This window comes from Pseudomonas morbosilactucae (assembly GCF_023241665.1).
Taxonomy (GTDB): Bacteria; Pseudomonadota; Gammaproteobacteria; order Pseudomonadales; family Pseudomonadaceae; genus Aquipseudomonas; species Aquipseudomonas morbosilactucae.
This window is the reverse complement of sequence record NZ_JALQCX010000028.1, coordinates 77,871-104,013: the sequence shown is the minus strand read 5'-3', so window position 1 is coordinate 104,013 and position 26,143 is coordinate 77,871. Positions and strand designations below refer to the sequence as shown.

21 protein-coding genes and 2 pseudogenes are annotated in these 26,143 nt (G+C 62.5%); 13 read left to right on the top strand and 10 right to left on the bottom strand.

The window, feature by feature from the left end:
- The first annotated feature begins 124 nt into the window (after nt 1-124).
- The 5 genes and pseudogenes from M1B35_RS15715 to M1B35_RS15695 all read left to right on the top strand — a co-directional run bounded on the left by M1B35_RS15715 (nt 125) and on the right by M1B35_RS15695 (nt 7,338).
- Nucleotides 125-1,375: a 2-aminoadipate transaminase gene (locus M1B35_RS15715; protein ID WP_268262454.1), complete on the top strand. Its 1,251-nt coding sequence runs from the start codon at nt 125-127 to the stop codon at nt 1,373-1,375.
- 4 nt (nt 1,376-1,379) lie between these two features.
- Nucleotides 1,380-4,438, top strand: a pseudogene (gene ydiJ / locus M1B35_RS15710) (D-2-hydroxyglutarate dehydrogenase YdiJ).
- Between the two features lie 318 nt (nt 4,439-4,756).
- A complete protein-coding gene (hglS, locus tag M1B35_RS15705) occupies nt 4,757-6,157 on the top strand; it encodes a 2-oxoadipate dioxygenase/decarboxylase HglS (RefSeq protein ID WP_123335291.1) in 1,401 nt (466 codons plus the stop codon).
- Nucleotides 6,158-6,394: 237 nt separating this feature from the next.
- A complete protein-coding gene (locus tag M1B35_RS15700) occupies nt 6,395-6,949 on the top strand; it encodes a UPF0149 family protein (RefSeq protein ID WP_268262453.1) in 555 nt (184 codons plus the stop codon).
- Nucleotides 6,950-6,990: 41 nt separating this feature from the next.
- The gene (locus M1B35_RS15695) at nt 6,991-7,338 is read left to right on the top strand and encodes a hypothetical protein (RefSeq protein ID WP_268262452.1); all 348 of its coding nucleotides are present in this window, start codon (nt 6,991-6,993) and stop codon (nt 7,336-7,338) included.
- Nucleotides 7,339-7,432: 94 nt separating this feature from the next.
- On the opposite strand, the gene M1B35_RS15690 is transcribed toward M1B35_RS15695, so the two are convergent.
- A complete protein-coding gene (locus M1B35_RS15690) occupies nt 7,433-10,831 on the bottom strand; it encodes a TonB-dependent siderophore receptor (protein WP_268262451.1) in 3,399 nt (1,132 codons plus the stop codon).
- On the bottom strand, nt 10,828-11,340 hold the full coding sequence (locus M1B35_RS15685; RefSeq protein WP_268262450.1) for a sigma-70 family RNA polymerase sigma factor: 513 nt from the start codon (nt 11,338-11,340) through the stop codon (nt 10,828-10,830). Before M1B35_RS15685 ends, M1B35_RS15690 begins: the two co-directional genes overlap by 4 nt.
- Before the next feature lie 479 nt (nt 11,341-11,819).
- On the opposite strand from M1B35_RS15685, the pseudogene M1B35_RS32040 reads away from it, so the two are divergent.
- A pseudogene (locus M1B35_RS32040) lies at nt 11,820-12,433 on the top strand (LysE family translocator).
- A 67-nt stretch (nt 12,434-12,500) separates the two neighbouring features.
- On the opposite strand, the gene M1B35_RS15670 reads toward M1B35_RS32040, so the two are convergent.
- The gene (locus M1B35_RS15670) at nt 12,501-12,911 is read right to left on the bottom strand and encodes a MarR family winged helix-turn-helix transcriptional regulator (RefSeq protein WP_221178442.1); all 411 of its coding nucleotides are present in this window, start codon (nt 12,909-12,911) and stop codon (nt 12,501-12,503) included.
- A 134-nt stretch (nt 12,912-13,045) separates the two neighbouring features.
- Between M1B35_RS15670 and M1B35_RS15665 the strand changes: the two genes are divergently transcribed.
- From M1B35_RS15665 to M1B35_RS15650, 4 genes are all read left to right on the top strand, one after another.
- The gene (locus M1B35_RS15665; protein ID WP_268262447.1) at nt 13,046-14,560 is read left to right on the top strand and encodes an FAD-dependent oxidoreductase; all 1,515 of its coding nucleotides are present in this window, start codon (nt 13,046-13,048) and stop codon (nt 14,558-14,560) included.
- 259 nt (nt 14,561-14,819) lie between these two features.
- Nucleotides 14,820-14,951 (top strand): hypothetical protein, encoded by a 132-nt coding sequence (locus M1B35_RS15660; RefSeq protein WP_268262515.1) that lies wholly within the window; start codon nt 14,820-14,822, stop codon nt 14,949-14,951.
- On the top strand, nt 14,900-15,640 hold the full coding sequence (locus M1B35_RS15655) for an AzlC family ABC transporter permease (RefSeq protein ID WP_268262446.1): 741 nt from the start codon (nt 14,900-14,902) through the stop codon (nt 15,638-15,640). The genes M1B35_RS15660 and M1B35_RS15655 overlap by 52 nt, the downstream gene beginning before the upstream one ends.
- Nucleotides 15,637-15,963: an AzlD domain-containing protein gene (locus M1B35_RS15650; RefSeq protein ID WP_123335278.1), complete on the top strand. Its 327-nt coding sequence runs from the start codon at nt 15,637-15,639 to the stop codon at nt 15,961-15,963. The genes M1B35_RS15655 and M1B35_RS15650 overlap by 4 nt, the downstream gene beginning before the upstream one ends.
- Before the next feature lie 265 nt (nt 15,964-16,228).
- Here M1B35_RS15650 and M1B35_RS15645 read toward each other — a convergent pair whose 3' ends face one another.
- Nucleotides 16,229-17,167, bottom strand: a complete 939-nt coding sequence (locus M1B35_RS15645; RefSeq protein ID WP_268262445.1) for a LysR family transcriptional regulator — start codon at nt 17,165-17,167, stop codon at nt 16,229-16,231.
- A gap of 107 nt (nt 17,168-17,274) precedes the next feature.
- On the opposite strand from M1B35_RS15645, the gene M1B35_RS15640 reads away from it, so the two are divergent.
- Together M1B35_RS15640 and M1B35_RS15635 are read left to right on the top strand one after the other, a co-directional pair.
- Complete coding sequence (locus tag M1B35_RS15640; protein WP_268262444.1) at nt 17,275-17,784, top strand: nuclear transport factor 2 family protein; 510 nt, start codon at nt 17,275-17,277, stop codon at nt 17,782-17,784.
- A 36-nt stretch (nt 17,785-17,820) separates the two neighbouring features.
- Nucleotides 17,821-18,936 carry an alkene reductase gene (locus M1B35_RS15635; protein ID WP_268262443.1) on the top strand — a complete coding sequence of 372 codons (1,116 nt, stop codon included), beginning with the start codon at nt 17,821-17,823 and terminating at the stop codon, nt 18,934-18,936.
- Nucleotides 18,937-19,179: 243 nt separating this feature from the next.
- Here M1B35_RS15635 and M1B35_RS15630 read toward each other — a convergent pair whose 3' ends face one another.
- The 3 genes from M1B35_RS15630 to M1B35_RS15620 form a co-directional block, all read right to left on the bottom strand.
- Complete coding sequence (locus M1B35_RS15630) at nt 19,180-19,785, bottom strand: hypothetical protein (RefSeq protein ID WP_268262442.1); 606 nt, start codon at nt 19,783-19,785, stop codon at nt 19,180-19,182.
- Nucleotides 19,786-19,961: 176 nt separating this feature from the next.
- Complete coding sequence (locus tag M1B35_RS15625) at nt 19,962-20,384, bottom strand: DUF4952 domain-containing protein (RefSeq protein WP_123335269.1); 423 nt, start codon at nt 20,382-20,384, stop codon at nt 19,962-19,964.
- A gap of 144 nt (nt 20,385-20,528) precedes the next feature.
- Nucleotides 20,529-20,831 (bottom strand): YciI family protein, encoded by a 303-nt coding sequence (locus M1B35_RS15620; RefSeq protein WP_268262441.1) that lies wholly within the window; start codon nt 20,829-20,831, stop codon nt 20,529-20,531.
- Nucleotides 20,832-21,004: 173 nt separating this feature from the next.
- Between M1B35_RS15620 and M1B35_RS15615 the strand changes: the two genes are divergently transcribed.
- Entirely contained in the window at nt 21,005-21,574 is a 570-nt protein-coding gene (locus tag M1B35_RS15615) for a DJ-1/PfpI family protein (protein WP_123335265.1), read from the top strand.
- Nucleotides 21,575-21,819: 245 nt separating this feature from the next.
- Here M1B35_RS15615 and M1B35_RS15610 read toward each other — a convergent pair whose 3' ends face one another.
- From M1B35_RS15610 to M1B35_RS15600, 3 genes are all read right to left on the bottom strand, one after another.
- On the bottom strand, nt 21,820-24,285 hold the full coding sequence (locus M1B35_RS15610; protein WP_268262440.1) for a TonB-dependent siderophore receptor: 2,466 nt from the start codon (nt 24,283-24,285) through the stop codon (nt 21,820-21,822).
- Between the two features lie 97 nt (nt 24,286-24,382).
- Nucleotides 24,383-25,363, bottom strand: a complete 981-nt coding sequence (locus M1B35_RS15605; RefSeq protein WP_123335261.1) for a FecR family protein — start codon at nt 25,361-25,363, stop codon at nt 24,383-24,385.
- Nucleotides 25,360-25,875 carry a sigma-70 family RNA polymerase sigma factor gene (locus M1B35_RS15600; RefSeq protein ID WP_123335259.1) on the bottom strand — a complete coding sequence of 172 codons (516 nt, stop codon included), beginning with the start codon at nt 25,873-25,875 and terminating at the stop codon, nt 25,360-25,362. The genes M1B35_RS15605 and M1B35_RS15600 overlap by 4 nt, the downstream gene beginning before the upstream one ends.
- Nucleotides 25,876-26,143 lie beyond the last annotated feature (268 nt).

Sequence of the window (26,143 nt, the reverse complement as noted above, 5' to 3'; positions counted from 1 at the left end):
TGTTCGCTTAGATAGAAAAAACAGCTACCCGAGCAGGTGCCCCCTTGTCTTCGTGCCCGACCCCCAACCTTGCACTGATCCCTGGAACGCCCTGCACTCACACGTTGCCGGAGAACGTTCTGTCATGAGCCGTGAAAACATCAGCCAATCCATCTCCACCGTTCACCCCATTACCTTGTCACACGGCAAGAATGCCGAAGTCTGGGACACCGCCGGCAAACGCTACATCGACTTTGTCGGCGGCATCGGCGTACTGAACCTGGGGCACTGCAACCCGCACGTGGTGCAGGCGATCCAGCACCAGGCCACGCAACTGACCCACTACGCTTTCAACGCCGCGCCCCACACCCCGTATTTGCAATTCATGGACCGCCTGGAGCAGTTCATTCCGGTGACCTACCCGTTGAGCGGCATGCTCACCAACAGCGGCGCCGAGGCGGCGGAAAACGCCCTGAAAATCGTCCGCGGCGTCACCGGGCGCAGCGCGGTCATCGCCTTCGACGGCGCCTTCCACGGGCGCACCCTGGCCACCCTCAACCTCAATGGCAAAGTGGCGCCTTACAAGCAGCGAGTCGGCGTCTTGCCGGGGCCGGTGTTCCACCTGCCCTACCCGAGCCCGGACACCGGGGTCAGCACCGAACAGGCGCTCAAGGCCATGGACCGGCTGTTCAGCGTCGAGATCGACATCAACGACGTGGCTTGCTTCATCCTTGAACCGGTGCAGGGCGAAGGCGGCTTCCTGGCCCTGAACCCGGACTTTGCACAAGCTCTGCGCCGCCTCTGCGATGAGCGTGGAATCCTCCTGGTGATCGATGAGATCCAGTCCGGCTTCGGCCGCACCGGACAGCGCTTTGCCTTCAGCCGCCTGGGCATCGAACCGGACCTGTTGCTGCTGGGCAAAAGCATTGCCGGCGGCGTGCCGCTGGGCGCCGTGGTCGGCCGCAAGGCCTTGCTCGACACCTTGCCCAAGGGCGGCTTGGGCGGCACCTATTCCGGCAACCCGATCGCCTGTGCGGCGGGCCTGGCGACTCTGGAGCAAATGAGCGATGCCCAGCTGTCCCGCTGGGGCGAGCTGCAAGAAAGCGCCATCGTCTCGCGCTATGAGTCCTGGCAGGCCCGTCAACTGTCGCCCTACCTGGGCCGGTTGACCGGCGTCGGCGCCATGCGCGGCATCGAGTTACTGACCCCGGAGGGCACGCCGGCCACCGCCCAGCTTGCCGAATTGCTGGCCAGCGCCCGCGACGCCGGCCTGTTGCTGATGCCCAGCGGCAAGGCGCGGCACATCATTCGCCTGTTGGCCCCCCTGACCATCGAACCCGAGGTGCTGCACGAAGGCCTCGATATTCTCGAACACTGCCTTGCGGGAATCCGCTGAGCCCATGATTGCCAAGATTGCTCCGCCGGCGGCCCTCGCCACGCTGTATCGTGAGTTTCTCGAAGCCCTGCACCACGCTGGCTTCAGCGGTGAAATCGCCACCGACCACGCCAACCGCAGCGTGCTGGCCACCGATAATTCGATCTACCAGCGCCTGCCCCAGGCGGCGCTGTTTCCGCGGCACGTAGCGGACGTGACGCTGCTGATGGGCCTGGCCGCCGAACCACGCTTTCGGCCCATCGTGCTGACGCCCCGGGCGGCGGCACCGGCACCAACGGCCAGTCCCTGACCCACGGCCTGGTGGTGGATCTGTCGCGGCACCTGAACCGGATTCTGGAGATCAACCCCGAGCAACGCCGGGTGCGGGTGCAGTCGGGGGTGGTCAAGGACCAGCTCAACGCCGCCCTCAAGCCCTATGGCCTGTTCTTCGCCCCGGAGCTGTCCACCTCCAACCGCGCGACCCTGGGCGGCATGATCAACACCGATGCCAGCGGCCAGGGCAGTTGCACCTACGGCAAAACCCGCGACCACGTGCTGGAACTCAAGACCGTGCTACTGGGCGGCCAATGCCTGCACAGCGCGCCCCTGGCCACCGAGGCCTTGCGCCAGGCCCTGGCCGAGCCCGGCATTCTCGGCGACGTGCACCGCTGCGCCGAACAGATTCATGCCCGCCACGGCGCGCTGATCGAGGCGACTTTCCCGCGCCTCAACCGCTGCCTGACCGGCTACGACCTGGCCCATATCCACGATGAGCAAGGGCGCCTGAATCTCAACAACCTGCTGTGCGGCTCCGAAGGATCCTTGGGCCTGGTGGTGGAGGCCACGCTCAATGTCCTGCCGATTCCCCGGCATTCGGTGCTGGTGAATGTCTCCTACGCCAGCTTTATGGACGCGCTGCGCGATGCACAGGCGCTGATGGCCATGCGGCCGCTGTCGATTGAAACCGTCGACTCCAAGGTGCTCGGCCTGGCCATGCAGGACATCGTCTGGCATGACGTCGCCGAGTTCTTTCCGGCCTACCCGGCGGCGGCCACCCAGGGCATCAACCTGGTGGAGTTCAGCGGCGACGATCAAGACCTCTTGCTGGAACAGGTGGCGGCCTTTGTCGCGCACCTGGAACGCGACACCAGCGTGCAGCGACTGGGCCACACCCTGGCCCAGGGCGCCCAGGCGGTGAGCCGGGTCTACAGCATGCGCAAGCGTTCGGTGGGCCTGCTGGGCAATGTCCAGGGCGAGGTCCGGCCCCAGCCCTTTGTCGAAGACACCGCGGTGCCGCCGGAACACCTGGCCGACTACATCGCCGAGTTCCGTGCCCTGCTCGACCGCCATCAACTGCACTACGGCATGTTCGGCCACGTCGACGCCGGGGTGCTCCACGTGCGCCCGGCCCTGGACATGAAAGACCCGGCCCAGGCCGCCCTGGTGCGGGTGATTTCCGACGCCGTGGCCGAGCTGACCCACAAGTACGGCGGGCTGTTGTGGGGCGAGCACGGCAAGGGCGTGCGCTCGGAATACGCGCCGAAATTCTTCGGCGAGCTGTACCCGGCGCTGCAACAGCTCAAGGCCGCGTTCGACCCCTTCAACCAGCTCAACCCGGGCAAGATCGCCACGCCCACCGACAGCCACGATGCGTTGCTGAAAATCGACCAGGTGCCGACCCGGGGCGAGCATGACCGGCAAATCGATGAGCGGGTGTGGACCGATTACGCCTCGGCGGTGCACTGCAACGGCAACGGCGCCTGCTACAACTTCGACCCCAACGACGCCATGTGCCCGTCGTGGAAGGCCACCCGCGACCGCACCCAGTCGCCCAAGGGCCGGGCCTCGCTGATCCGCGAATGGCTGCGCCTGCAACAGCAGGCCGGGGTCGATGTGCTGGCAGCCGCGCAACGCATCCGCCAGTCCAATCCATTGGCCACGCTGCCGGCCAAGGCCTGGAACAGCCTGTTTGGCCGCAGCGCGGAGCACGAGTTCTCCCATCAGGTGTTCGACGCCATGGCCGGCTGCCTGGCGTGCAAGTCCTGCGCGGGGCAGTGCCCGGTCAAGGTCAATGTGCCGGAGTTTCGCGCGCGCTTTCTCGAGCTGTACCACGGGCGCTACCTGCGTCCACTCAAGGACTACCTGATCGGTTCCCTGGAATACAGCATCCCCTACCTGGCCCGGGTGCCCTGGCTGTACAACGGCCTGATGGCCGCCGCGCCGGTGCGCCGCCTGCTGGAAAAGGCCGGAGGCATGGTTGACAGCCCGTTGCTCAGTCGCTTCGACCTCAAGTCGGTACTGCGCCAGGCCGGGGTCGAACTGGCCACCCCGCAACGCCTGGCGGCCCTGACCCCGGAACAGCGGCAGCGCAGCGTGATCCTGGTGCAGGATGCCTTCACCCGTTACTTCGACACCCAGGTGGTGGGCGACTGGATCCGCCTGATCCGGCGCCTGGGCTACCAGCCCTGGCTGGCGCCGTTCAGCGCCAATGGCAAGCCGCTGCAAGTGCTGGGGTTTCTCGGCGCCTTCGCCAAGGCCGCGAGAACAAACGCCCGGCGCTTGCAGCCATTGAGCGGCTTCGACATCCCGTTGTTGGGCCTCGACCCGGCCATGACCCTGGTCTATCGCCAGGAGTATCAGAAGCTGCTGGGGCAACAGGCCGCGCCCCAGGTGCTGCTGCCTCAGGAGTGGCTGGCAGGCCTGCCCCTGGCGCAGATCGCGGGGCCGTCGACAGCCGGCGCTGGCGCTTACAAGCTACTGGCCCACTGCACGGAAAAAACCAACGCTCCGGCCAGCACCGCGCTGTGGCCGTCGATTTTCCAGGCCCTGGGCCTGGAGTTGCAGGTGCTGGCCAGCGGCTGCTGCGGCATGTCCGGCACCTACGGGCATGAAGCCCGCAACCTGGCCACGTCGCAGCAGATTTTCAGCCAGTCCTGGCAACCGCTGTTGCAGCAACACGGCGCGTCGGGCCAAGTGCTGGCCAACGGTTATTCGTGTCGCAGCCAGGCGGCGCGCTTGCAACACCTGGCGTTGCAGCACCCGCTCCAGGCGCTGTTGCGCCACCTCGACACCCAGCCGACGTAACCCGCCACGCCCGCGCCCCCCTCACTGCTGCGTGAGGGGCGCACCCTATCTGTATTCCCCCCATGACTGACCTACAACCGCCTCGAATCGGCATCCCCCTAGGCGCGTGCCCTGCCGACTATGCTCCAGGGCGAATGGACAATGGCCAGCCGCGCCAGACGGCGCAACGCGAGGGGCCGGCGACGCCTTGAAGGTCAGTATTTTTTGGAATGACACGCGGCCATTTATTCGTTTGAAGCGGCCCCGGCCAGCCCGCAGAATTCACCCCACAGGCACTTCCAAGGCAACCTGCCAAACCGTTTGCGGAGAACGATCCACATGAGCACTGCCCAGTTCGCCAATCGCGACCAGATCCGAGCCGACTTTTCCCGCGCCATGTCGCAGATGTACAAGGACGAAGTGCCGCTCTACGGCACCCTGATGGACTTGGTCGCCGCGACCAACCAGCAGGTCATGAACCAGGACCGCGCGGTTGCCCAGAGCCTGCAACAGACCGGCGAAATCCAGCGCCTGGACATGGAGCGTCACGGCGCGATCCGCGTCGGCACGGCGGCCGAACTGGCGACCCTGGGCCGCTTGTTCGCGGTGATGGGCATGCAGCCCGTGGGTTACTACGACCTGACACCGGCCGGGGTGCCGGTGCACTCCACGGCGTTTCGCGCGGTGCACGAGGACGCCCTGCAAGTCAGCCCGTTCCGCGTCTTCACGTCGTTGCTGCGCCTGGAACTGATCGAGGACGACGGCCTGCGGGCATTCGCCGAATGGGTCCTGAGCCGCCGCAGCATCTTCACCCCACGGGTCATTGAGCTGATCGAGAAATCCGAACTCGACGGCGGCCTGAGCCCGAGCGATGCCAAGGACTTCGTGCAGCAGGCCCTGGAAACCTTCCGCTGGCACAACCAGGCCACAGTGTCGTTGGCCGAGTACCAGAAACTCAACGCCCAGCACCGGCTGATCGCTGACGTGGTGGCCTTCAAGGGGCCCCACATCAACCACCTGACGCCGCGCACCCTGGACATCGACGCCGTACAGGCCGGCATGCCCCGGCACGGCATCACCCCCAAGGCGGTGATCGAAGGCCCGCCCCGTCGCCAGTGCCCGATCCTGCTGCGCCAGACCAGCTTCAAGGCCCTGGAAGAAACCATCCGCTTTGTCGGCCAGCACGCCGATGAAAGCGGCAGCCACTCGGCACGCTTCGGTGAAATCGAACAACGCGGCGCCGCCCTGACCCCCAAGGGCCGGGCCCTGTACGACCAACTGCTGAACAGCGCCCGCGAGCAACTGGGTGAATTTCCCAACGAAGCCAACGCCGAACGCTACATGGCCACCCTTGAAAACAGCTTCAAGGACTTCCCCGACAACCACGACGACATGCGCCGCCTGGGCCTGGCCTACTTCCGCTACTTCCCCACTGCCAAAGGCATCGCCGCCCGCAGCAACGAGCTGCCTCTCAAGGAACTGGAAGCCTTGATCAGTGCCGGGCACATCGCCTTCGAACCCCTGGTCTATGAAGACTTCCTGCCGGTCAGCGCCGCGGGCATCTTCCAGTCCAACCTCGGCGACGAGGCTCAGTCCCACTACAGCACCCATTCCAACCAGGCCGAGTTCCAGCGCGCCCTGGGCCGCGACACCCTCAACGAGCTGCAACTGTACGCCGACACCCAGCGCCGCTCGCTGCTCGAATGCGCCACCGAATTGCGGGTAGCGCCGCTGGTGTGATCGTGGCGCCGGGCACGCTCTGTGCCTGGCGCTGAAAGCGGCAACAGTGCGAATATTGCGGCGCAGGATGATCCCGAGCGCCGGAATACTCGCCGCATCAGCCCACTGAACGCGTCGCAGACGACCCCCTCTGTCGTCACCGGGAAAAATCAGCGCATGGCTTCTGGATAAAATCCGCCACAGGGTTCATCCTCCGCGACTTTTTCCGGCCCCATCGGCCCCTTCAGGAACCTCAACATGCACGACCAGCCCCTGACCGCCGCCGACTTCGAATTCATCGAAGACACCCTGCTCAAGTACGGCGACGACCACTCCGTGCTCAACCCGTCGGAGCTCGACGGCTACTTCACCGCCCTGGTCTCCAGCCCGGCACAGGTGGACATCGCCGAATGGTTCCCGACCATCTGGGGCGGGCAGAACCCGGACTGGGAGAGCCCCGCCGAGTGCAAGCAGTTCATCGAACTCTGCGTGCGCCACATCAACACCCTGGCCAGCCAACTGGCCCTCAAACCCCAGAGCTTCAGCGCCCGTTTCGAACAGACCGAACACAACGGCCAGCCCCTGACCCTGGCCGAAGAATGGTGCTTCGGTTACCTGCGCGGCGTGGCCGTGGGCAACTGGCCCGACCTGCCGGCCCCGCAAGCAGCCCTGCTGCAAGCCATCAGCGACTGTGCCGACCAGGACAACTTCGAACTGCCGGTGGACCTGGACGTGGCACTGCACCGCCAGCGCGTGGCCGCCCTGGAACCCGCCGCCCGCGCCCTGCACGACTACTGGTCGAGCCGGCGCTAAGCCGGGCCGAACAGCCCGTTCATCTAGCGAGTCGAAGCCCCATGTCCGTCTACTCCATCGCCGTGACCGTCGCCCCCCACACCCCCAGCCTGATCAAGCTGCTGCGCCCGTACACCACGGCCAGCGTCGGCGAACTGGCGGGCAAACTGGGCAGCGAGCAGCCCGTGGTCGAAATCGACACCACGGACTTCCCCCTGAGCCTTGATGACGACGCAGGCCTGCAGCAGCAACAGCACACCTTGCTCGACCTGATCGACCGCCTGGAAGGCGCCGGCGCCAGCGTGCTGGTCCGCCAGCACCTGGACGAACTGACCGAGACCTTGTCGCGGCAACAGCTGTTGAACCAGTTCGAGAGCGAGCGCGGTTACCGGGCGCAGGAGCACGATTGAACGCCGGCCGATGAACCGAACCAGCACCTGGTCGAGCTTCCCCACCAGGCCCGGGCTTGGCGCCTGCTAAGCCCGGTTATCCTCTGCCCCTAGCTCAATACACCCAGCTCAAGGTCAGCGTGGCGTTGCGTGGGTCGCCATAGAAGTTGTTGCCACCACGGTGACGGTTGGAGACCGGGATGTAGTAGGTCTTGTCCGTGAGGTTGTTGCCCACCAGGCTCAGGGTGGTGTGCTGGTCGACGCGGTAGGCGAGGTTGGCGCTGAACAGGGTGTAGCCGCCCTGGTACATGTCGCGGGTGGTATCGGTGCTGCTCTGGGTGGTCAGGCCGCCGCCGATGCTCCAGCGCTCGCCGTCGCCGGCCAGGCGGTAGTCGGTGTAGAGCCGGAACAGGTGCTTGGGGAACCATTCGTTGAACGGGTCCCCGGCCTTGACGGTGCTGGACACGTCCTCCAGGTATTCGCTGCGAGTGAAGGTGTAGCCGGCGGACAGCTGCCAGCGCGGGCTGAGGGCGCCGGACGCTTCCAGTTCCAGGCCCTGGCTGCGCACCTTGCCCGAGGCCTCGTTGCAGTTGTCCTGGCAGGCCGGGTTGCCGTTATCGATGCCACGGTTTTCCTGAAGGATGCGGAACAGCGCCGCCGACAGGTTGAGGTCACCGCCGAAGTATTCCCCCTTGATCCCGGTTTCATAATTGGCGCCGACGATGGGCTTGAGCGGGGTGTTGGACTCGTCCACCAGGTTCTGCGGTTTGAAGATGCTGGTGTAACTGGCGTACCAGGACAGGTGCTCGCTGAAGTCCCAGACCAGCCCGCCGTACGGCGTGAGTTTGCCGTCTTCGCGGTACGGCGAGCGGCTCTCGACACCGGTGCCGAGGTTCTTGAAACGGGAGTTGAAATAGAAGCTGCTGTAGCGGCTGCCGAGGATCAGCTTGAGCTCGTCGCTCAGGTTGAACCGCGTCGTGGCGTACAGGCCGCGCTGGTAGTTGTCGTAGCGGTAACGGTTGCGATACGGCACCTCGGGTTTGTCCAGGCTGGCGGGGTCGAAGCCATAGACGTCGATCACTGCCGTCTGCGCGCCGATGCCCCGCAGGTTGTCGTAGAGCTCTTTCTGATAATCCCCACCCAGCACCAGTTCATGCTCACGCCCCAGCAGCGGGAACTTGCCGGCCAGGTTGAGGTTGGCCGAATACTGGTCGCCCTGGTTGTGCCGGGCGATGTAGTTGTTCAAGCGCGCCGTACCGGCCGCCCCCACTCCCGCCGTGCCGTTGCCGAACACGCCGATAAACTGCTCCTCGGCGTCGGACTGGGTGTAGTTGAGGGCACTGCTCAGGGTCCAGTTGTCGTCCAGGTGATGCTCGACCTCGGCGAACAGGTGGGTCTTTTCATAGGTCATGTGGTTCCAGCTGGCGCCCAGGAAGGTCGAGCGCGACAGGTCCAGGCTGCTGTAGTCGGTGGACATGGGCACGCCGTAGAGGTTGGGCACGCTGTGGCTTTTTTGCCAGTTGAAGCCGGTGGTCAGGCTGGTGTCGGGGGACAGGTCATAGGCCAGGCTGGCGAACAGTACCTGGCGGTCGCCGCCGACGTAATCGACGAACGACTGATTCTGCTGATACACCGTAACCAGCCGCCCACGCAGCGACGCATCGCTGTTCAAGGGGCCGGAGACGTCGATCTCGTTGCGGTACTTGTCCCAGGAACCGGCACTCAAGCGAGTGGACAGTTGAACGTCCCGGGTCGGCGCCTTGCGCACCAGGTTCACCGTGCCGCCCGGTTCGCCGGTGCCCTGGGTCAGGCCAGAGGCGCCACGCAGCACTTCGACCCGGTCGTAGATCGCCAGGTCGGGGGAATCGCTGGAGGCTTCGGCCGACCCCATGCCCGGCACACTGCCCTGGAACTGCGAGCTGACGCCGTTCTGCTGGACGTTGTCCATGGCAAACCCCCGGGAATAGAAACGCGCCTGGTCCGGCGTCTCGTACAGCACATTGACCCCGGTCACCTGGCTCAAGGCGTCTTCCAGGCGAGTCATGTTCTGGTCGTCCATGCGCTGGCGCGTGACCACACTCACCGACTGCGGGGTTTGCCGCGGGCTCAGGTTGAGCTTGGTCGCGGTGCGCATCTCGCCGGTGGTGTAGGAACCGCTGCCCTCGGTGGTCGAGCCCAATTGCCCGCCACGAACCGTGGTGGCAGCGAGGTTCAAGGCCCCTGGCAGGTCTTCCATGATCAGCCACACCGGCCCTTGCTGGCGGGCACTCAGGCCGGTGCCGGCGAGCAGCAGGCGCAGGGCTGCATCGGGTTCGAAACGGCCGCTCAGGGCCGGCGCCGAACGCTGGGCCACCAGGCGATCGTCCACCGCCAGGGTCAGGCCGGCGAGGCTGCCCAATTGGCGCAGGGATTGGCCCAGGGGCTGGGCCGGCAAGGCCAGTTCCAGCGGGGCGGCCTGGGCGTGCAACACGCCGGCCAGGGCACTGGCGGCGATCAGGTTATTGAGCGAAATGCGCAGCATGGTGTTTCTCGTTAAGGGTCGGCAGATACCCATTGACGAAGGGGGTGAGCAAATCCCTGATGTCGGCTGCGAAAAAAATTCAGCGGGCCACCAGCACGGTAAAGCTGCCCGCTCCTCCACCCGCACCGCCGCCAACTGCGGCAGGCTGTGGAGGAAGGTGTCGACGTCGGTGGTCTGCACCACCGCCGTCAGGCTCAGGCTCGACCGGCCCTCCACCCGCAGCGGCCGTTGCCGGTAGCGCGACAGCCCGGCGGCAATCTCCACCAGGTCGGCGCGGTCGAAGGTCAGGCTGCCTTGCTCGAAACTGAAGGCCCCCGCCGCCGCCCGCTGAATGCGTTGCACCTGCCCCCGCTCATCCGCCTCGGCCACCTGATCGCGCTCCAGCACCAGGCGCTGCCGGGCACTGCCGAACTCCACCCGGCCGCGATCGACACTGACCTGCACCCGCCGCTCGAAACGCTCCACCACAAAACGCGTGCCCAGTACCCGCACCTGGGCCACACCGGCCTCCACGGTGAACGGACGCTGCGGGTCGGGGCGCACGTCGAAAATCGCCCGCCCCTGCAACAGAAACAGCTGGCGGCCGTGTTCGGTAAAAGTCACGTGAATGCGGGTGGCGGCGTCCAGCACCAACTGACTGCCGTCCGACAGCGTCTCCCGGCGCCGCTCGCCAATGCCCGTGACCAGTTGCAAATCCCCCAGGGCGCGGTAACGCAGGGTCAGCAGCGACGCCAGGCTAGACAAGGCTGCCAAACCGAGCAGGCCGTTGCGCACAAACCGCCGACGGCCGAGGGACTCCATGGCGCCGGCCAGGGCCGCGGTTTTCGGGGTCGAGGAAAAATCCCCCCACAACTCGCTGAACACCTGGTACTCGGCGGCGTGGCGCGGGTCGGCAGCAAGCCAGGCCTGGAACGCCTGGCGCTCTGGATGATCGGCGGGCAAATCGAGCAACCGGGTGAACCAGCGCGCTGCCTGCTGACGGGTCGAACTCATGGCGCCAGCACCTCACGGGCCTGGCGCAAATCCAGCAAGGCCCGCATCAGATGACGCTCCACCATCGACAGGCTGATGCCCAACATGCGGGCGATTTCCGGCTGCCGATGGCCCTCGATCCGTGCCAGCCAGAACACTTCCCGGCAGCGCGGCGGCAAGCAATCAAGGATGCGCTGCAAGGCCTGCAGACGCTGCTGCAGATCCGCCAGATGTTCCGCCGAAGGGGCAAAGTCCGCGTTTTCCTGCCGGTCCATCCAGGGCTCGCCCTGCTCCTCGGGCATCGGGTAATAGCGCGCCGCCTCGCGGAAATGGTCGATCAACACCGAGTGCGCCACTCGGCGCAAATAGGCATTGGGCTGCTCGATGGGTGTGCGCTGGCTGGCCAACAGGAAACGGATAAAGGCATCGTGCAGCACATCGTAGGCCCGCTGCACACACTGGGTCCGGCGACTCAGGCTCAAGAGCAAGTCGGTGTAGGCCCAGCGCAAATTGATTCCGTTCCAATCCATCCCGGCAGCCTCTGATCGGGCAGACAACACGTCGAACGCTCGACGCAAGGGGCGCCGGCCCCAGCCAGCGGGGGCGGCGCGGCGAGGATAGAGCCTGGAAAATTAAAACGCAAATAGGAAGCGTTATTATTAGTGTGCTTTGGAGGGGCGGTCTGGCGCGATCAGGGAACGCTTCTTTCGGGTAATAAGCGCCCTGACTCTCAACATTCCCAACTGCTCGCGGCGGTAACTATTGCGGATCGAGGGAATTGACCAACATCGGAATCAGCGGTTGCCTAATTCAGTATTGGAAATGCACACGTCAGCGCTTTATAACTACGTTCGTCCGACTGCTTGCGGCGAGATACACGTAAACAACCTCCACCTAAAACGCCTCGTGTAGAACTCTTCTCACCGGGTGGCTGGGGTCACATACACCCTTGCTCTTGGACCCCTCATTGATAGGACGGCCACCGTCCACAGCACTCTTGAGAAAACACATGATCGATGGATCTGCCGTTTTGACCGTCTTTTTGGTTTACCTGGCCGGGGTCGTTATCCCCGGGCCGAACTTCGTTGCCGTGGTGCATAAAGCGGTGGCGGCCACTCGGTCAGAAGCCTTGGCGTTGGTTGCGGGGATCGTATTGGTCAACCTGTTCTGGTCCACCTGTGCGCTTGCAGGCCTCAGTTTGGTATTTGCTGCGTTCCCCTGGGCAGCGCTGGTGGTCAAAGTCCTCGGGGCTGCCTACCTCATCGGGTTCGGACTCCGCCTGCTGATCAACGCGGGTAAAACCACCCCTGGCCCCCTCACCGCTGCGTCGGCAGTCATTGCAGGCAGTCGTTTTTTCAGGGGGTGGTGACCAACATTGGCAACCCTAAATCCATGGCTTTCTATGCCGCTGTGTTTTCAGCCGCAGCCCCCGCCCATGTCTCGCTGGGCACGTTTTCATCCATGCTGGCGGTGGTCGTGGTGGTTTCAATGACCTGGTACGGGCTGGTCGCCATGGCTCTTTCCCAGCCCAAGATTGCCGATGCATATCGAGGAAGAAAAAAAGCCATCGACCGGCTGTGCGGAGGATTGATTGTGTCCCTGGGGATCCGTCAGTTGGCTTAGCGACCCCGAAACTTTATAGCGCAAGGTCGCCGTGATCTTCACAAATCGGGTGATCTTAGGCCCCGCGTTACGGATGCTCCAGCGCCGCCAACGCATCGTCCTGGATGCCATCGGCAAACTTGCGCATCAGGCGCACCAGGTTCTCCACGTCCTGGTCCTCCCACGAGGCGAAAATCGCCAGGCCAATGCGCTCTCGCGCTTCATCGACACGGTCGGTCATCGCCTTGCCCTTCTCGGTGATGACCGACTCGCGTACACGGCGATCGGTGGCGCTTTCCTGACGATTGATCAGCCCCAGGCTTTCCAGCTTGGTCACCTGCCGGCTGACGGTGGTGTAGTCGCGCCCCACACGGTCGGCCAGTTCGACAACGCCAATGGGCCCGACCCGCTCCACCAGAACCAGCAACGGAAACAAGGCGCGGTCCAGGGAAATGCCCGCTTCGCGCACCATGGCCTCGTCACGCTGCGGGCGGTTCATGACCGCGACAATCTCCAGCAGTGCGCCATGGAGCTCGCGAAGCTGTGCGCTTATATGTGTATTTTGCACATTATTTGTTGACACGTTTTTTCCTTCGCTTAACTATGTGCATCTTGCACATATCGGAGAGCGTGATGAAACAGCCACTCGCAGTTGACGTATTGATTTGCGGCGCGGGCGCTGCCGGTCTGATGCTGGCGATTGACCTGGCACGAAGGGGCATTTCGTTGCGCCTGATCGAAAAAAACGCCCTGCCCTTCCACGGGTCCCGCGGTAAAGGTATTCAGCCTAGAACCCAGGAAATATTCGAGGACATCGGCATCCTCGACCGAATCGTTGCTGCGGGGGGAGTCTATCCGACTGAGCGGCGATACCGCGACGATGGCAGCCACAGCGACGCGGATGTGATCGAGCATTTCGACCCCACGCCGGCCGAGCCTTATCCCGTGCCGCTGATGCTGCCGCAATGTCTGACCGAACGGGTGATGCGCGAGCGCCTGCTGGAACTGGGGCACCACGCGGACTTTGACTGCGAGCTGGTCGGCTTCGAACAGGATGCCGATGGCGTCACCGCCCGCCTGACGGGCAAGGCCGGAGCAGAAACCCTGCGCGTGCAGTGGCTGGTGGGCGCCGATGGCGGCCGCAGTTTTGTGCGCCATAGCCTGGGCATCGACTTCCCCGGCAAGACCCTCGGCGTTCGCGCCCTGGTGGCCGATGCAGTGATAACGGGCCTGTCCCGTGATTACTGGCACCGCTTCAGCGATGGCGACATGGCGCGGCAGATTTCGCTGTGCCCGCTGGCCGGCACCCAGCTGTTTCAAATCCAGGGCCCGATCCCCCTCGACGGCGACATTGATCTGTCCGCTGAAGGGCTGACGACCCTGGTGGCGCAGCGCACCGGCCGCAACGATATTCAGGTGCAATCCGTGTCCTGGTCTTCGCCCTACACCATGAACGCCCGGCTGGCCGACCGTTACCGCATCGGCCGCGTGTTCCTGGTGGGGGACGCGGCGCACATCCACCCGCCCACCGGTGGCCAGGGCCTGAATACCAGCGTGCAGGACGCCTACAACCTGGGCTGGAAACTGGCGGCGGTGATCCAGGGGGCGCCCGAGGCGCTGCTGGACAGTTATGAGGAGGAGCGCCGGCCGGTGGCCGCGTCGATGCTTGGCTTGGCGACCCGGCTGCTTGAAGCGCAGAAAAAAGGCGATATGCGCCGCGGCCGCGACGTGCACCAACTCGATATCGGCTACCCCGAATCCAGCCTGGCCCTTATGCGCCCCGATCGCAGCGGTCGTCTGTCGGCGGGCGATCGAGCACCGGACGCGCCGATCTGGGGTGCAGCCGGCCATCCGTCGCGGCTGTTCGACCTCTACCAAGGCCCCCATTGGACCTTGCTGGGCTACGGTCTGGAGCGCGATGCGGTGCCGCCCCGAGCTGGGCTGCGCATCCACACCTTCAGCCCCCACGGCGACCTGTTCGATGACCAGGGGCATTTCCAGGAAGCGTACGAGCCGGCCATCGATGATTGGGTATTGGTGCGCCCGGATGGCTACGTCGGCGCGATCGTCGCCCAGGGCGATGTTCAAAGCCTGGAGCGCTACCTGCAGCAGGTCGGCCTGGGGGCTGGCAACAACAGCCATGACTGACACAACGGCCCCGCGTCTTTTTTCAACCACATCGCAGGCCTGGATGCCGGGTATTTCTCCCACAGGCTGCCCATCGCTTTCACCGAGCGATTGGTGAGCTCTCCCCTGTGCCCGAGGACGATACCCCGGCGGTGTTGGCTGAAGCAGCGCTCGCGCCTTTCAGCGGCATCCTCCGGTACCTACACGCTCCCCCTCAACGCCCGGCGCAGCACGGGTCATGCGAATATCCACCCCCACGGATCTCAGGTGCAGGTATCGTATGCCCTCCTCTATTTCCAGCCTCGAAACAGGCAACCTGCCGTTGCCGCACCGGCTGCACAAAAACAACAAGGACATGCAATGCAGTACCGAACTGGAACGGAAGCCTTCGTTCATGGCGTTCGAACCCTGATGCCATTGACCCCCGGCGTGGTGCCCTTCGGGTTGGTCACCGGAGTGATGGCCATTGAAATGGGCATGTCACCCGGCATGACCCTGGGCATGACCCTGCTGTTTTACTCGGGCTCGGCCCAGATGGTTGCCCTCCAACTGCTGCACAACAACGTCTTGCCGGTGGCGATTGTGGTCACTGCGTTGATCATCAACCTGCGCTTTATCATGTACAGCGCCTCGCTGGCGCCGCACCTGCACCACTTGCCCCGTCGCTGGACATGGCCCATGTCCTACCTGCTGTCCGATCAGTCGTTCGCGCTGTACAGCCTCAGGTTTTCGTCGGGCGAACCCGGGCGCTTCGGGCATTACTTTTACGCCGGTACGGCGGTGGCCATGTGGCTGGTCTGGCAGCTGTCGGTATTGGCCGGGGTCTTCTTGGGGGCCAGCATCCCCGAGTCATGGTCATTGAGCTTTGCCATTCCCCTGTCTTTCCTGGCATTGCTGGTGCCCAACCTGCGCAATGCGGCGAGCCTGGGCGCCGCATCGGTCGGCGGGTCGATCGCCGTGTTGGCCATCAACATGCCCTACAACCTGGGGTTGGTCATGGCTTCGATCGGAGGCGTTGTGGCCGGCTTACTGATTGAGAAAATGCGTAGCCGCCCTTCGAGCACCGAACGTCCAGACGATGTTGAGAGGGAAACCCAATGAGCGATCTGGCGTTGTGGGGTCTGTTTCTGGCAGTCGGCGTAGGGACCTTTGTCATGCGTCTTTCGTTTGTCGAACTCTATGGCCGCTGGCGCATTCCCGAGTGGCTGAACCGAGCCTTGCTCTATGTACCGGCCAGCGTGCTGGCCGCGCTGGTACTGCCCGCCGTGGTGTACCCCAATGGGCACACTGAATTCGAACTCGCCAACCCGCAAATCCCCGCCGCCATCATCGCCGCCTGGGTCGCGTGGAAAACTCGAAATACGCTCCTGACCCTGGCGGTCGGCATGGCCGCACTGCTGCTTTTCAAGTTGATTGGGGGGTGAAGCGCTGACCTTTAATGCGTTGACGCGCCCTCTCGAACAGCCCTGCGCTGGCGGTTGGTTTTCCAAGCTACGCACAAGCCAGAGTATGCGACAACGACCCCGTGTACAGCCACGCGAGCTGATCATTGTCGAGGGGGATTTGAGTTGAAGGTGTGCGGTTCAAGGGGGTCGCTTCGGGGCGATTGCGGCCCCTCACGCCCAGTGGCTCTCGGCCAATGACGACCACTGCAGATCGCCGCATAAACCTCACGGGCATCATCAGGCTCTACGACAAACCGATGCTGTGACTTGCGCCGAACAGCGTTGCTTGCTCTTTGGCCATCTTGAGTAAGGCATCGACGACAACCCTCACTTTCGGCTGGATGTAACGCGTACGCGGCCAAATGACGTGTATGGGCATGGTTGCTCCTGCGTAGTTGTCCAGAACAGTGACCAAAGCCCCACTGCGCAAATACTCCGAAACCAGCCAGGTGGGCAATTGACAAAGTCCGCAGCCATCCAGGGTCGCGCGTAACATCATTTCACCGTCACCGAACTCATGGCGCACGCGCACTTCCTGCTCTTGTGCCTCGCCCTTGGCATTCCTTAGCAACCACGCCATGCGCAGCCCTTTACGCCAGGCAATGATGCAATCGCATTCCTTTAACGCGGACGGGTGCAGAATCGGCGGGCAGCGGCTCACGTAGTCGGGCGCCGCACAAACCACCAGATGCTGCTCACCGAGCCGGCGTGCGACTAACTCCGGGTCATCCTTGAGGTCGCCGATTCGTACCGCCAAATCAATGCCATCGTTGATCATGTCGACCGTCCGCTCACCAAAGGTCACCGTCAAGTCGAGCTGCGAGTATTGCCGGGCCAGAGCAATCAGCATGGGGGCAATATGGCGTCGGCCAAATGCAGCAGGAAGATCGATACGCACACGTCCCTTGGGCTCGGCGACGCCGTTGAGAAAGCTCCCTTCAATACCCCGCAATTCATCCATGACTCGCAAGCAACTGGCGAGGTAAACCTCTCCCTCACTGGTCAAACTCAGTTTGCGCGTGGTGCGGTGCAGCAGCTTGATACCGAGGCGTTTTTCCAGGCGGGTGACGCTTTTGCCCACTGCCGAACTGGTCACGCCCAGTTGCAACGCAGCCGCCGTGAAACTCCCGCATTGAGCCGCCAGGGTGAACTCCGGAATGCCATCGAATTGAAAGGAATCCATGACGGGCTCCACATTGCTGAAAGCTCGATTCTATCCCTGGAGGATCAACTGATTGTAATTTTCACGAATTAATAGATTTTCTGGACTGGATTAAGGTGGCCTTCCTTTTGAACGACCTTCCCCTGGAGGCCACTGTGAACGCCGATGTGAACCGACTGCTCACCCTTGAAGCGATCAGGAACCTGCGACTGCGCTACTGCCATCATCTCGATGCCAATCGGATGGATGCACTCGCACAGTTGTTTACCGAGGACGCCATTTGCCAGGTTGCTCGCGGTTGCTGGAGAGGCCGTGACGCCATCCAGCAGGGCTTGTCCCAAGCCTTTTCAGCATTCGATGTGCAACAACGCGGGGCGTATCCCTTCATGCACGCCGTGTCGAATCACTGGATCGAGATTCTCGATGAGAACCGGGCCGAAGGGCGTTGCTACCTGATCGACTTCGCCACGCAAAGGGCTGCCGACGAAAACCCGCTTCTGCTGGTTGGGCTGTATGCCGACGAGTATCGCTGCGTGAAGGGCCAATGGCTGATCAGCCGTACCCGCCTGGATGTCGTCTGGCCTGAGCCCAATGTCGGCGGCGGCGATCCAGGCAATGGGCTGGTTCTGCCGTCCTGATCCCTCTCCCCTTTTCACTGACTTCCCGAGTTTCTGATGAACACATTATTCAAACCCTACGATCTGGCCGGTACCGAGTTGGCCAATCGCGTGGTCATGGCCCCTATGACACGGGCAAGAGCCCTTGACGATATTCCGGATGAACACACGGTTCTCTACTACGCCCAACGAGCCTCTGCCGGGCTGATTATCAGTGAAGGCATCCCGATCTCCCGCGAGGGCTGTGGTTACCTGTTCAACCCCGGTCTGTATAGCGATGAACACACTCGAGCCTGGCGGCGAGTCACTGATGCCGTCCACGCCAAAGGCGGGCGGATCTTCGCGCAACTGTGGCATGTCGGACGCATGTCCCATGTGTCACTTCAGCCTGGGGGCGCCTCTCCGGTGTCATCGGTCGCTACCGTTGCCGCCAGCTCGAATGCCTACGGCTGGGTTGAAAAAGACAAGCCCGGCCCCGTGCAGGCAAGCCGCCCAAGAGCCTTGAGCACAGCCGAAGTGCATCGGGTCACCGGTGACTTTGCAAGCGCCGCGCGACGTGCGCTGGACGCTGGTTTCGACGGCATCGAATTGCACGGTGCCAACGGCTATCTCTTCGAGCAATTCCTGAACGGTGCGCTGAACACTCGCCAGGACACCTACGGCGGCTCCATCACCAATCGCCAACGCTTCCTGCTCGAAACACTGGATGCCTTGGCCGCAGCAATTGGCAGTGCCCGGGTAGGCGTGCGGTTGTCCCCATTTGGTCGCCTTTTCGACATGCACCCCTACGCCGAAGAAACCGATACCTGGCTGAGCCTGGCCTCGGCGCTCAATGACCGAGACCTGGCGTATGTGCATTTGAGTGATCAGCTCACGATTGGCGCAGAAGCGATTCCCGAGGGGTTTGCCGTTCGATTCCGCCAAACGTATCAAGGCACCTTGATCGCTGCGGGAGGCTTTAATCGGGAGCTGGCAGAGACTGTGCTGGAGGCCGGCGATCTGGATCTGATTGCCTTTGGTCGCCCATTCATTTCCAATCCCGACCTTGTCGAACGGATGCAAAACGGCTGGCCGATAGCAGAAGGTGATCGGGCTACTTTTTATGGCGTCAACGGCAGCCCAACCAAAGGCTATACCGACTATCCCGCGTACAGCGAAACGGTGACGAATTAAGTCGCGCAAAGCCCGGGGGGAGATTCGTCTCCCTCCAACGATTAAATCTCGCAAGCGGCCAAACGCAGCCTTTAGAACACCTCACCAGGACGACACAATATTGGTTCGGGTGAGCGCCATCGTTACCAGGGGATCCTTGCAATTTCCGCTGGCCTCATCGCACGCCAATCAGCCTGCAGAATGCCGTAATCAACACGGGCAGACTCAAGGGCATCTTCCAAGGACAGCATCAAATGGTCGCCTTCAATCTGCTGGCCGGCGTAATCGATGAAGCGGATCTCCAGATAAACCGTCGGGGTTCTCGAAACGACTCTCGCGGTAATAGGTGTTGGCCGTGGGCCCGGCGTATTTATAAGTGACCTCCGGGTTGGGCGTTAGATGCCACCCGGTGCCTTCTTTGTCGCGCTCGATCAGCGAAGGGTACAGCGTGCAAGTCCCTCCCGAACCCGACGTCATTCTGAACTGATAATAACGCCCGGCCTGTGGCGTGAACTGCGCTGTCACGGAGCAAGACTGGGTACGCGGCCCCTCCCAAAACATCCCCACATGGGTTTCGATGCCGGGTCGGACGGGTGTTTCAAAGTAGTCGGACGTCAGGTTTTGCCCTGCTTTAGGCAGGCCCGCATCCTGTGTATTGATAAAGGGCAAGGGCCCTCGGCGAACGACCCCTCCCGAACGCACACCGTTTTCGTATTGGTATATATCGGCGTGCTGGGTGAAGTTGACGATACGGATCCAAGCGGGGTTCGGCTCGTGTTCCGGTGCAATGAAGTAGTGGGTCTGTGGGAGGTATTGGCAGCCGGCAAACAACGGCAGGATCAGCAGGCAGTGGGTACGACGAACAGACATGACACGGGTCCTTGGCGGCGTTGTTGTACAGACCACAGCACCGGGAATGCATTCCGCAGCGGCCCCAAAATGTTCCTCTTGGCCATTGACCACACACTGAATCAACGATGATGGTGTAGACCCTTACTCGCCGCCCCCCGGCTACTGCATGGAAGGCACATCCATCCTTTTTCCCTTCAGAACTCTTCAGTCGTGATGGATGCCGTGATGTAGAAATACGTTATTTTCGACCATGATTCCCGTTGGTTGACGGGCGTTTCCTCGGACCCCATACCGAGCGTGTACCAACGCTGTGTTGCTTCATCGCGATAGGAATAAATCGTTGAATCCCAGCCGCAGCAGATGTACCGGAGCTTCGGCTGCCTGAAGCTCCGGCTCATGTAGCGCTCAGCCTCAAGGGCCTCCGAGCCTTTTACGCGGTAGCGAGCCACGATGGGTTTTCCCAGCTCGTCGTTGTTTTTAGTGCACTCCAGAAACTCTACAACCTCAGGCTTTTCGCTGAGTTCCGCGAGCAGGTCCCCGCATTGCGGCTCAGCCATCGCGTGGCTGGCAACCAGGGACCCACCTACCAAGACAAGTCCGCCAATCAGTCTGTTCATTGATGCTCCCAGGATAGGCGTGCCAATGTATTTCCTCTCCCCTCTTACGCCTAATGCCCCATAAGTCCTCCCAGTAGAGAGAGGACTTGATGGGTCGCTTCCGGCTGAGGCGCGTGCCCCCGTTAACGCCTGACCCTATACCGTCTACTGGCGGGGAAGCTCGCGAATCTCCACTGTGCCGCCGGCCTCAAAAACCGGGTTGCCGGCAAGAAAGGCTTTCGCATCTTCAAGATTTTTTGCCCGAACTCGAACAAATCCACTGATATCCGCCACAGCGGCCACGCTCGTGTGCCCTTTGCGCAGGCATTCGCCCTCACCGATAGAGCTACCCCCGTCAAACAACCCCGTGCCGCGCAGCCTGGTGATGTACCGCGCCCACCGCTCTGGGTCACCGGCTGCAGCCAGGTCGTTGGCATCTCGGTGCATGAATAATATGTATTCGTTCATGCGCGTTCTCCTTGTTCACACGGTTAGACGGGCGCTGCCCGGGCAGCGGCTGGATGATACTCGGTAGCCAAGGTTACTGGCCGATTTCAAAGGTCTTCAATCGACCCGAAGCAGCCCTTGAAATCTGTGTATGGCCTCTCTATGGTCTCGGGATTCATGGAGAGGTCTGACGAATGGCACGGATAGGTTTGATACTGACACCCGGTTTTGCGGATTGGGAATATGCGTTCATTGCCGGCACTGCATCCCCGTTTTATGGGATAGACGTCAGGTTTTTCGCCCCTGTTACCGGGCAGTTATGCTCGCAGGGCGGATTGACTGCAACGGTGGATAGCCATTTGCAGCACTGCCTGGAGTGGAAGCCGGATGTTGTCGTGGTCATTGGCGGAATGGCCTGGGAAGGCGCAGAAGCACCGGATGTTCGAGACTTTCTTCAGGCCAGTCGTGACAGTGGCGCGACAATCGCCGGTATCTGCGGCGGGACGCTTGCACTGGCAAGAGCCGGGCTTCTCGACACGATTCCTCATACCTCGAACAGCGCGGACTTCCTGCAGCACAATGCCGAAAACTATAACGGGGGGGCGCTCTATCAGAGCCGTTCAGTCGCGATGGTTGCAGACGGCATCATCACTGCCCCCGGCCCTGCCCCCGTCAGCTTCACCTGCGCAGTGTTCGAGGCTGCCGGGCTATCTGCAGAAAACATTTCACAGTTCAGATCAATGTTGGCAGCGGAACATCGTTAACGGCACCTGACAACACAGCCCATTCGATCTGGGCTCGGCCACATCACCTCCCCTACCCCCGACCGACTGCGCGCCTTGGCGGCGCAGTGGCTATTGAATTTGAACGTTCAGTAATGATCCGCACCCTGAAAGTGACTGGATTGCACGCTTAGTCGAATGGGGCTTCTCATGGAGCAAAAAAAATCCGCACCCTGTCGTGGCTGCGGATTTTTTAGGCGTTTGCAACGCTTTGGCCCGCGATGTCCTCAGAAGCTGTATTTCGCCGTGACCGTGAAGTTACGGGGATCGCCGAAGACGTCGTACGGGCTCCAGGTGGAGTTGCTGGCGATGCCTTGGTAATACTTTTTGTCGAAGACGTTATTGATGTTGAGCTGAGTGTCCAGGTGCTTATTGACTTGGTAGCCGGCCATCAGCCCGACCAAGGCGTAGGCCTGCTGTTCGATATGGAAGTTGCCGAACACATTGCGGCCTTTGTTGAAGGTCGCGCTCTGGCTGTAGAGGTTGGCACCGATACGCCACGGCTTCAGGTCGCCTTGCAGGTGGTAGGTGGTATTGGCCTTGAACATGTGGCGGGGAACGTCGGTGTCAAACAAGGTGCCTTCCTTGGTCTTGTCGGCATCTTTCTCGTACTTGGCCTGGGCGAAGGTATAACCGGCGCCCACTTGCCAGTTGGGGGTCAGCGCACCGTTGATCTCCAGTTCGATGCCCTGGCTGCGAACCTTGCCGGCGGCTTCATAGCACCCGAAGCTGCCCACGGGGATGACCGTGCACAGGCGGGCGTCTGCCACTTCCGCCGCCCGGTTGAGCTGGTCGATCTGAAACAGCGAGGCACTGGCATTCAGCGCACCGCCCAAGTACTCGCCCTTGATGCCCACTTCGTAGTTTTCACCCGTGATCGGTTTGATCCCAGTGCCCGCACCGTTCTTCTCGGTCTGGGGCTGGAAGATATCGGTGTAGCTGGCATAGACCGAATGGTTGTCGTCCAGGTCATAGATGACACCGGCATAACGAGTGACGTGGCGTACTTCCTTGGTCTTGCCCGAGGTGTAGTACTGGTCGTTGGTCTGGTCGTAGATCGAGGTCGCGTCGTACCAGTCCAGACGAGCACCGAGAATGACTTTCAGCGGGTCGGCGAGATTCCAGCGGGTGGTCAGGTAGAGCCCTTCCTGGTCGACCTTGTCACTGAGGGAGTAAACGTCCGGAACGGTTGGCCTGGCCAAATCGGTGGGTTTGAAGCTGTTGATGTAGATATTGTTGAAAAAACGGTGGCCACCGATGGCCTCGGTCTTGAGTTGACGCTTGCTGGCGCCCACCACCAGTTCATGCTGGCGACCCAGGAGCGCAAAGGGGCCACTGGCGAAAAAATCATAGGTGGACTGGTCAAAGTCACGGTTCTGGTTGAACACGCGCTGGCGGTAGGTCGCGTCGTTGTTACGTTCCAGGACGCCGCCCATCATCTTGAAGTCGGACCAGTTTTTCGAAGCCCCCAGGTGCAGGCGCCAGTCGTTGTCGAAGCGCTGATCGAGTTCGACGAACAGCGTCTTGTTGTCGACGTCCTGGTGCGACCATCTGTATCCGAACGTCTTGGAACGGGAGAAGCCCATGTGGCTGCCATCAGGGCTCACCGGCAAGCCGCCCCAGTTGATGTTGTTGTTGTCGTTCTGGTCGGACGCCCCTACGGTCAGGGTCGTGCTATCGCTCAGGTCGAACTCGCTGACCCCGTAGAACACACCGCGCTCACGCCCGGCGTAATCCTGATAGCTGTCCTTGTCGTTGTAGGCGCCGACAAAGCGGCCACGCACGGTGCCGCTGGCATTGACCGGGCCAGAGACATCCAGCTCGCTGCGGTAGTTGTCCCAACTGCCGGCGCTGCCGGTGACACTGGCCTGGAACTCTTTGGTCGGACGCTTGCGCACCATATTGATGGCGGCCGAGGGGTTGCCGGCGCCTTGCATCATGCCGGTAGCGCCGCGTACCACTTCGACGCGGTCGTAGGGAGCCAAGTCGGCGCTGGCGACCCAATCGGCGTTATAGGTGGTGGGCAGGCCGTCGAACATCAGGTTGGTGATGGGGAAACCGCGGGCGAAGAACTCGCTGTTGGCCGGGCGCGAAGCCGACAAGCGTAGCCCGGGCGTGGCCTGGACGACGTCATCGAGGCTGCGCATTCCCTGGTCGTCCATGCGCTGACGGGTCATGACCGTCACCGACTGCGGTGTTTCCCGTAGGGACAGCGGCAGCTTGGTCGCCGTCTGCATGGCCCCCGTGGTGTAGGAACCGCTGCTCTCGGTCGTCGACCCCAGGCTCAGGCCGCTGATGTTGGTAGCGCCCAGTTCGAGGGCTCCACCGCCCTGGCCATGGTCAATCAGCAGGTAGTTGCCGCTGTCTGTGCGGGTCACCGTCAAGCCACTGTCGACGAGCAGACGGTTGAGGCCCTCATGCACCCCATAGTCACCGCGCAACGCCGGCGCACGCTTGCCCTGCACCAGGGCCGGGTCGAAGGGCAGGCTGATACCGGCCACCTGGGCGAAGCTGTTGAGCGAGTCTTCCAACGGCCCGGCCGCCAGGTCGTAATGACGGCTATCGGCTTGCTCTGCCTGCACCGCAAAACTGGCCAGCGGCAGACCGGTCATGCCGGCCAGCAAAATGCTCCGCAGGGTCAGCGCCAGGACACGGTGCTGCAGAGGCCGAGAAGGAATAAAAGCAGAGGACATGAACGACGAGCTCCTTTCGAATGACTGGGTGTATTCCCTGTCTGTCGAAGGGCTCGGAAAAACCCGTAACTGTTTTTGAGATTTTTTCTCATCAGGCTTAACGGGCAACAACACGGGTCCACAGCGGCGTAAAGCGCTCGACACGTACCGGCAACGAATCGCTCAGGGCACTCAAGGCCCGGTCGATGTCATCGAGCTGGAACACACCCGAGACTTCCAGTTGCGCGATGGCCGGGTCGCAGCGTAACCAGCCGTGACGATAGCGTTCCAGTTCGGCCGTCAACTCGTGCAGAGGCATGCGCTTGGCCACCAGTTGCCCGCGAGTCCAGGCACTGGCGTTCAGGGGGCTGGCCTGGACGCGGTGGCTGCCGTTGGCATCGATCAGGTATTCCTCACCGGCGGCTATCAGGATCGGCTCGCCCTTGCCATGAATGGCCACCACACCGTCCTCGAGCCGCACCCGCGTGCCGCGTTGTTCATCACGCACCGCAAAGGCGGTACCGATGGCTTGCAACTGCGCATGGCGGCTGTTGACCCAGAAGCTGCGGCGCCCGCCGGGCGTGGCGCTGTCCTTGCCGGTATCGATGAACATCTCGCCGCGGCGCAGTGTGATCATTCGACGCTGGGCGGTGAATTGCACGTCCACCGCACTGGCGGTATTGAGTTGCAGGCGGGTGCCATCGTGCAGAACGAACTGACGACGCTCGCCCACCCCAGTGGCATAGTCCGCCCCCCACGGCACCCGTGTGGTGTCACGTACCGACCAGGCGGCAACACCACTGATGACCACCCCCATCCCCAGCAGCTTGATCGCCTGGCGTCGGCTGTGACGACCGCTTTGCAGGCGCTCCAGCGTATCCAGCGCGAGGGTACCGGGCAGCGCGGCCAAGCCCTTGAAGTTGGCGTCGCTTTTCTGCAGCGCTTGCCAGGCAGCCTCGTGCAACGCATCGGCTTCGCGCCAGCGTCGGCAAGCCTCCAGAACCTGTGGTTTTGAGCCGTCCGACTCCAACCTCACCAGCCAGCCGATGGCCTCGTCGAGTACGTTATCGGGCAGTTCAGGAAGTGAATGAGCGCTCATCGCTGGGCCAGGTAGCAATGGCGAATGGCGCTGGCCATGTATTTCTCCACCGAGCTCAGACTGACGGCCAGGCGCTCGGCGATCTCCTTGTAGCTGAGGCCCTCGAGCCGGGACATCAGAAAGGCCGTACGCACCTTGGAAGGCAGGCCATCAAGCAATCTATCCACGCGCGCCAGGGTATCCAGCAGAATCAGCTGTGACTCGGGCGATGGCACCTCAGCCTCCGGCAGGTGCGCAATGGCTTCCAGGTACGCCCGTTCAATACGCTGGCGGCGAATGCGATCCACCATCAGCCCATGTGCGACGGTGCTCAACCAGGCCCGTGGCTGACGCAACTCTTGCACCCGTTCAGGTTTGCCAAGGATGTGCACAAAGGTGTCGTGGGCCAGGTCGGCCGCGTTGTCGCCATGGCGCAGCCGTCTGCGCAACCAGCCCAGCAGCCAGGCGTGATGATTGATGTACAGCGCGCGGACATCGGCGTGAGTGGCTGGAAGCGTGGGTGGCGACGACACAGAAAGCCTCTGCAAGAACTCAGTGCATTTGAGAATCTATCGCATCCTAGTGTTAGTAAGCCGTCATCAGCAAGTGCAGACTGCGATTATTCCTGCCTGAAGACAGACCTTCTTAACGCCGCCCCCACCCCGCCGCCCAAGTGCGGGTCATCAGTTGCTGCTGGAGGCCAGCGCACGATGCGAGCCTCGGGCCCACTTCAGCCTGTAGCACAAGGCCGCTACCGCCATCATCGGACATGCGAATCCGTCCCCGAGCCCCATGAGCGCT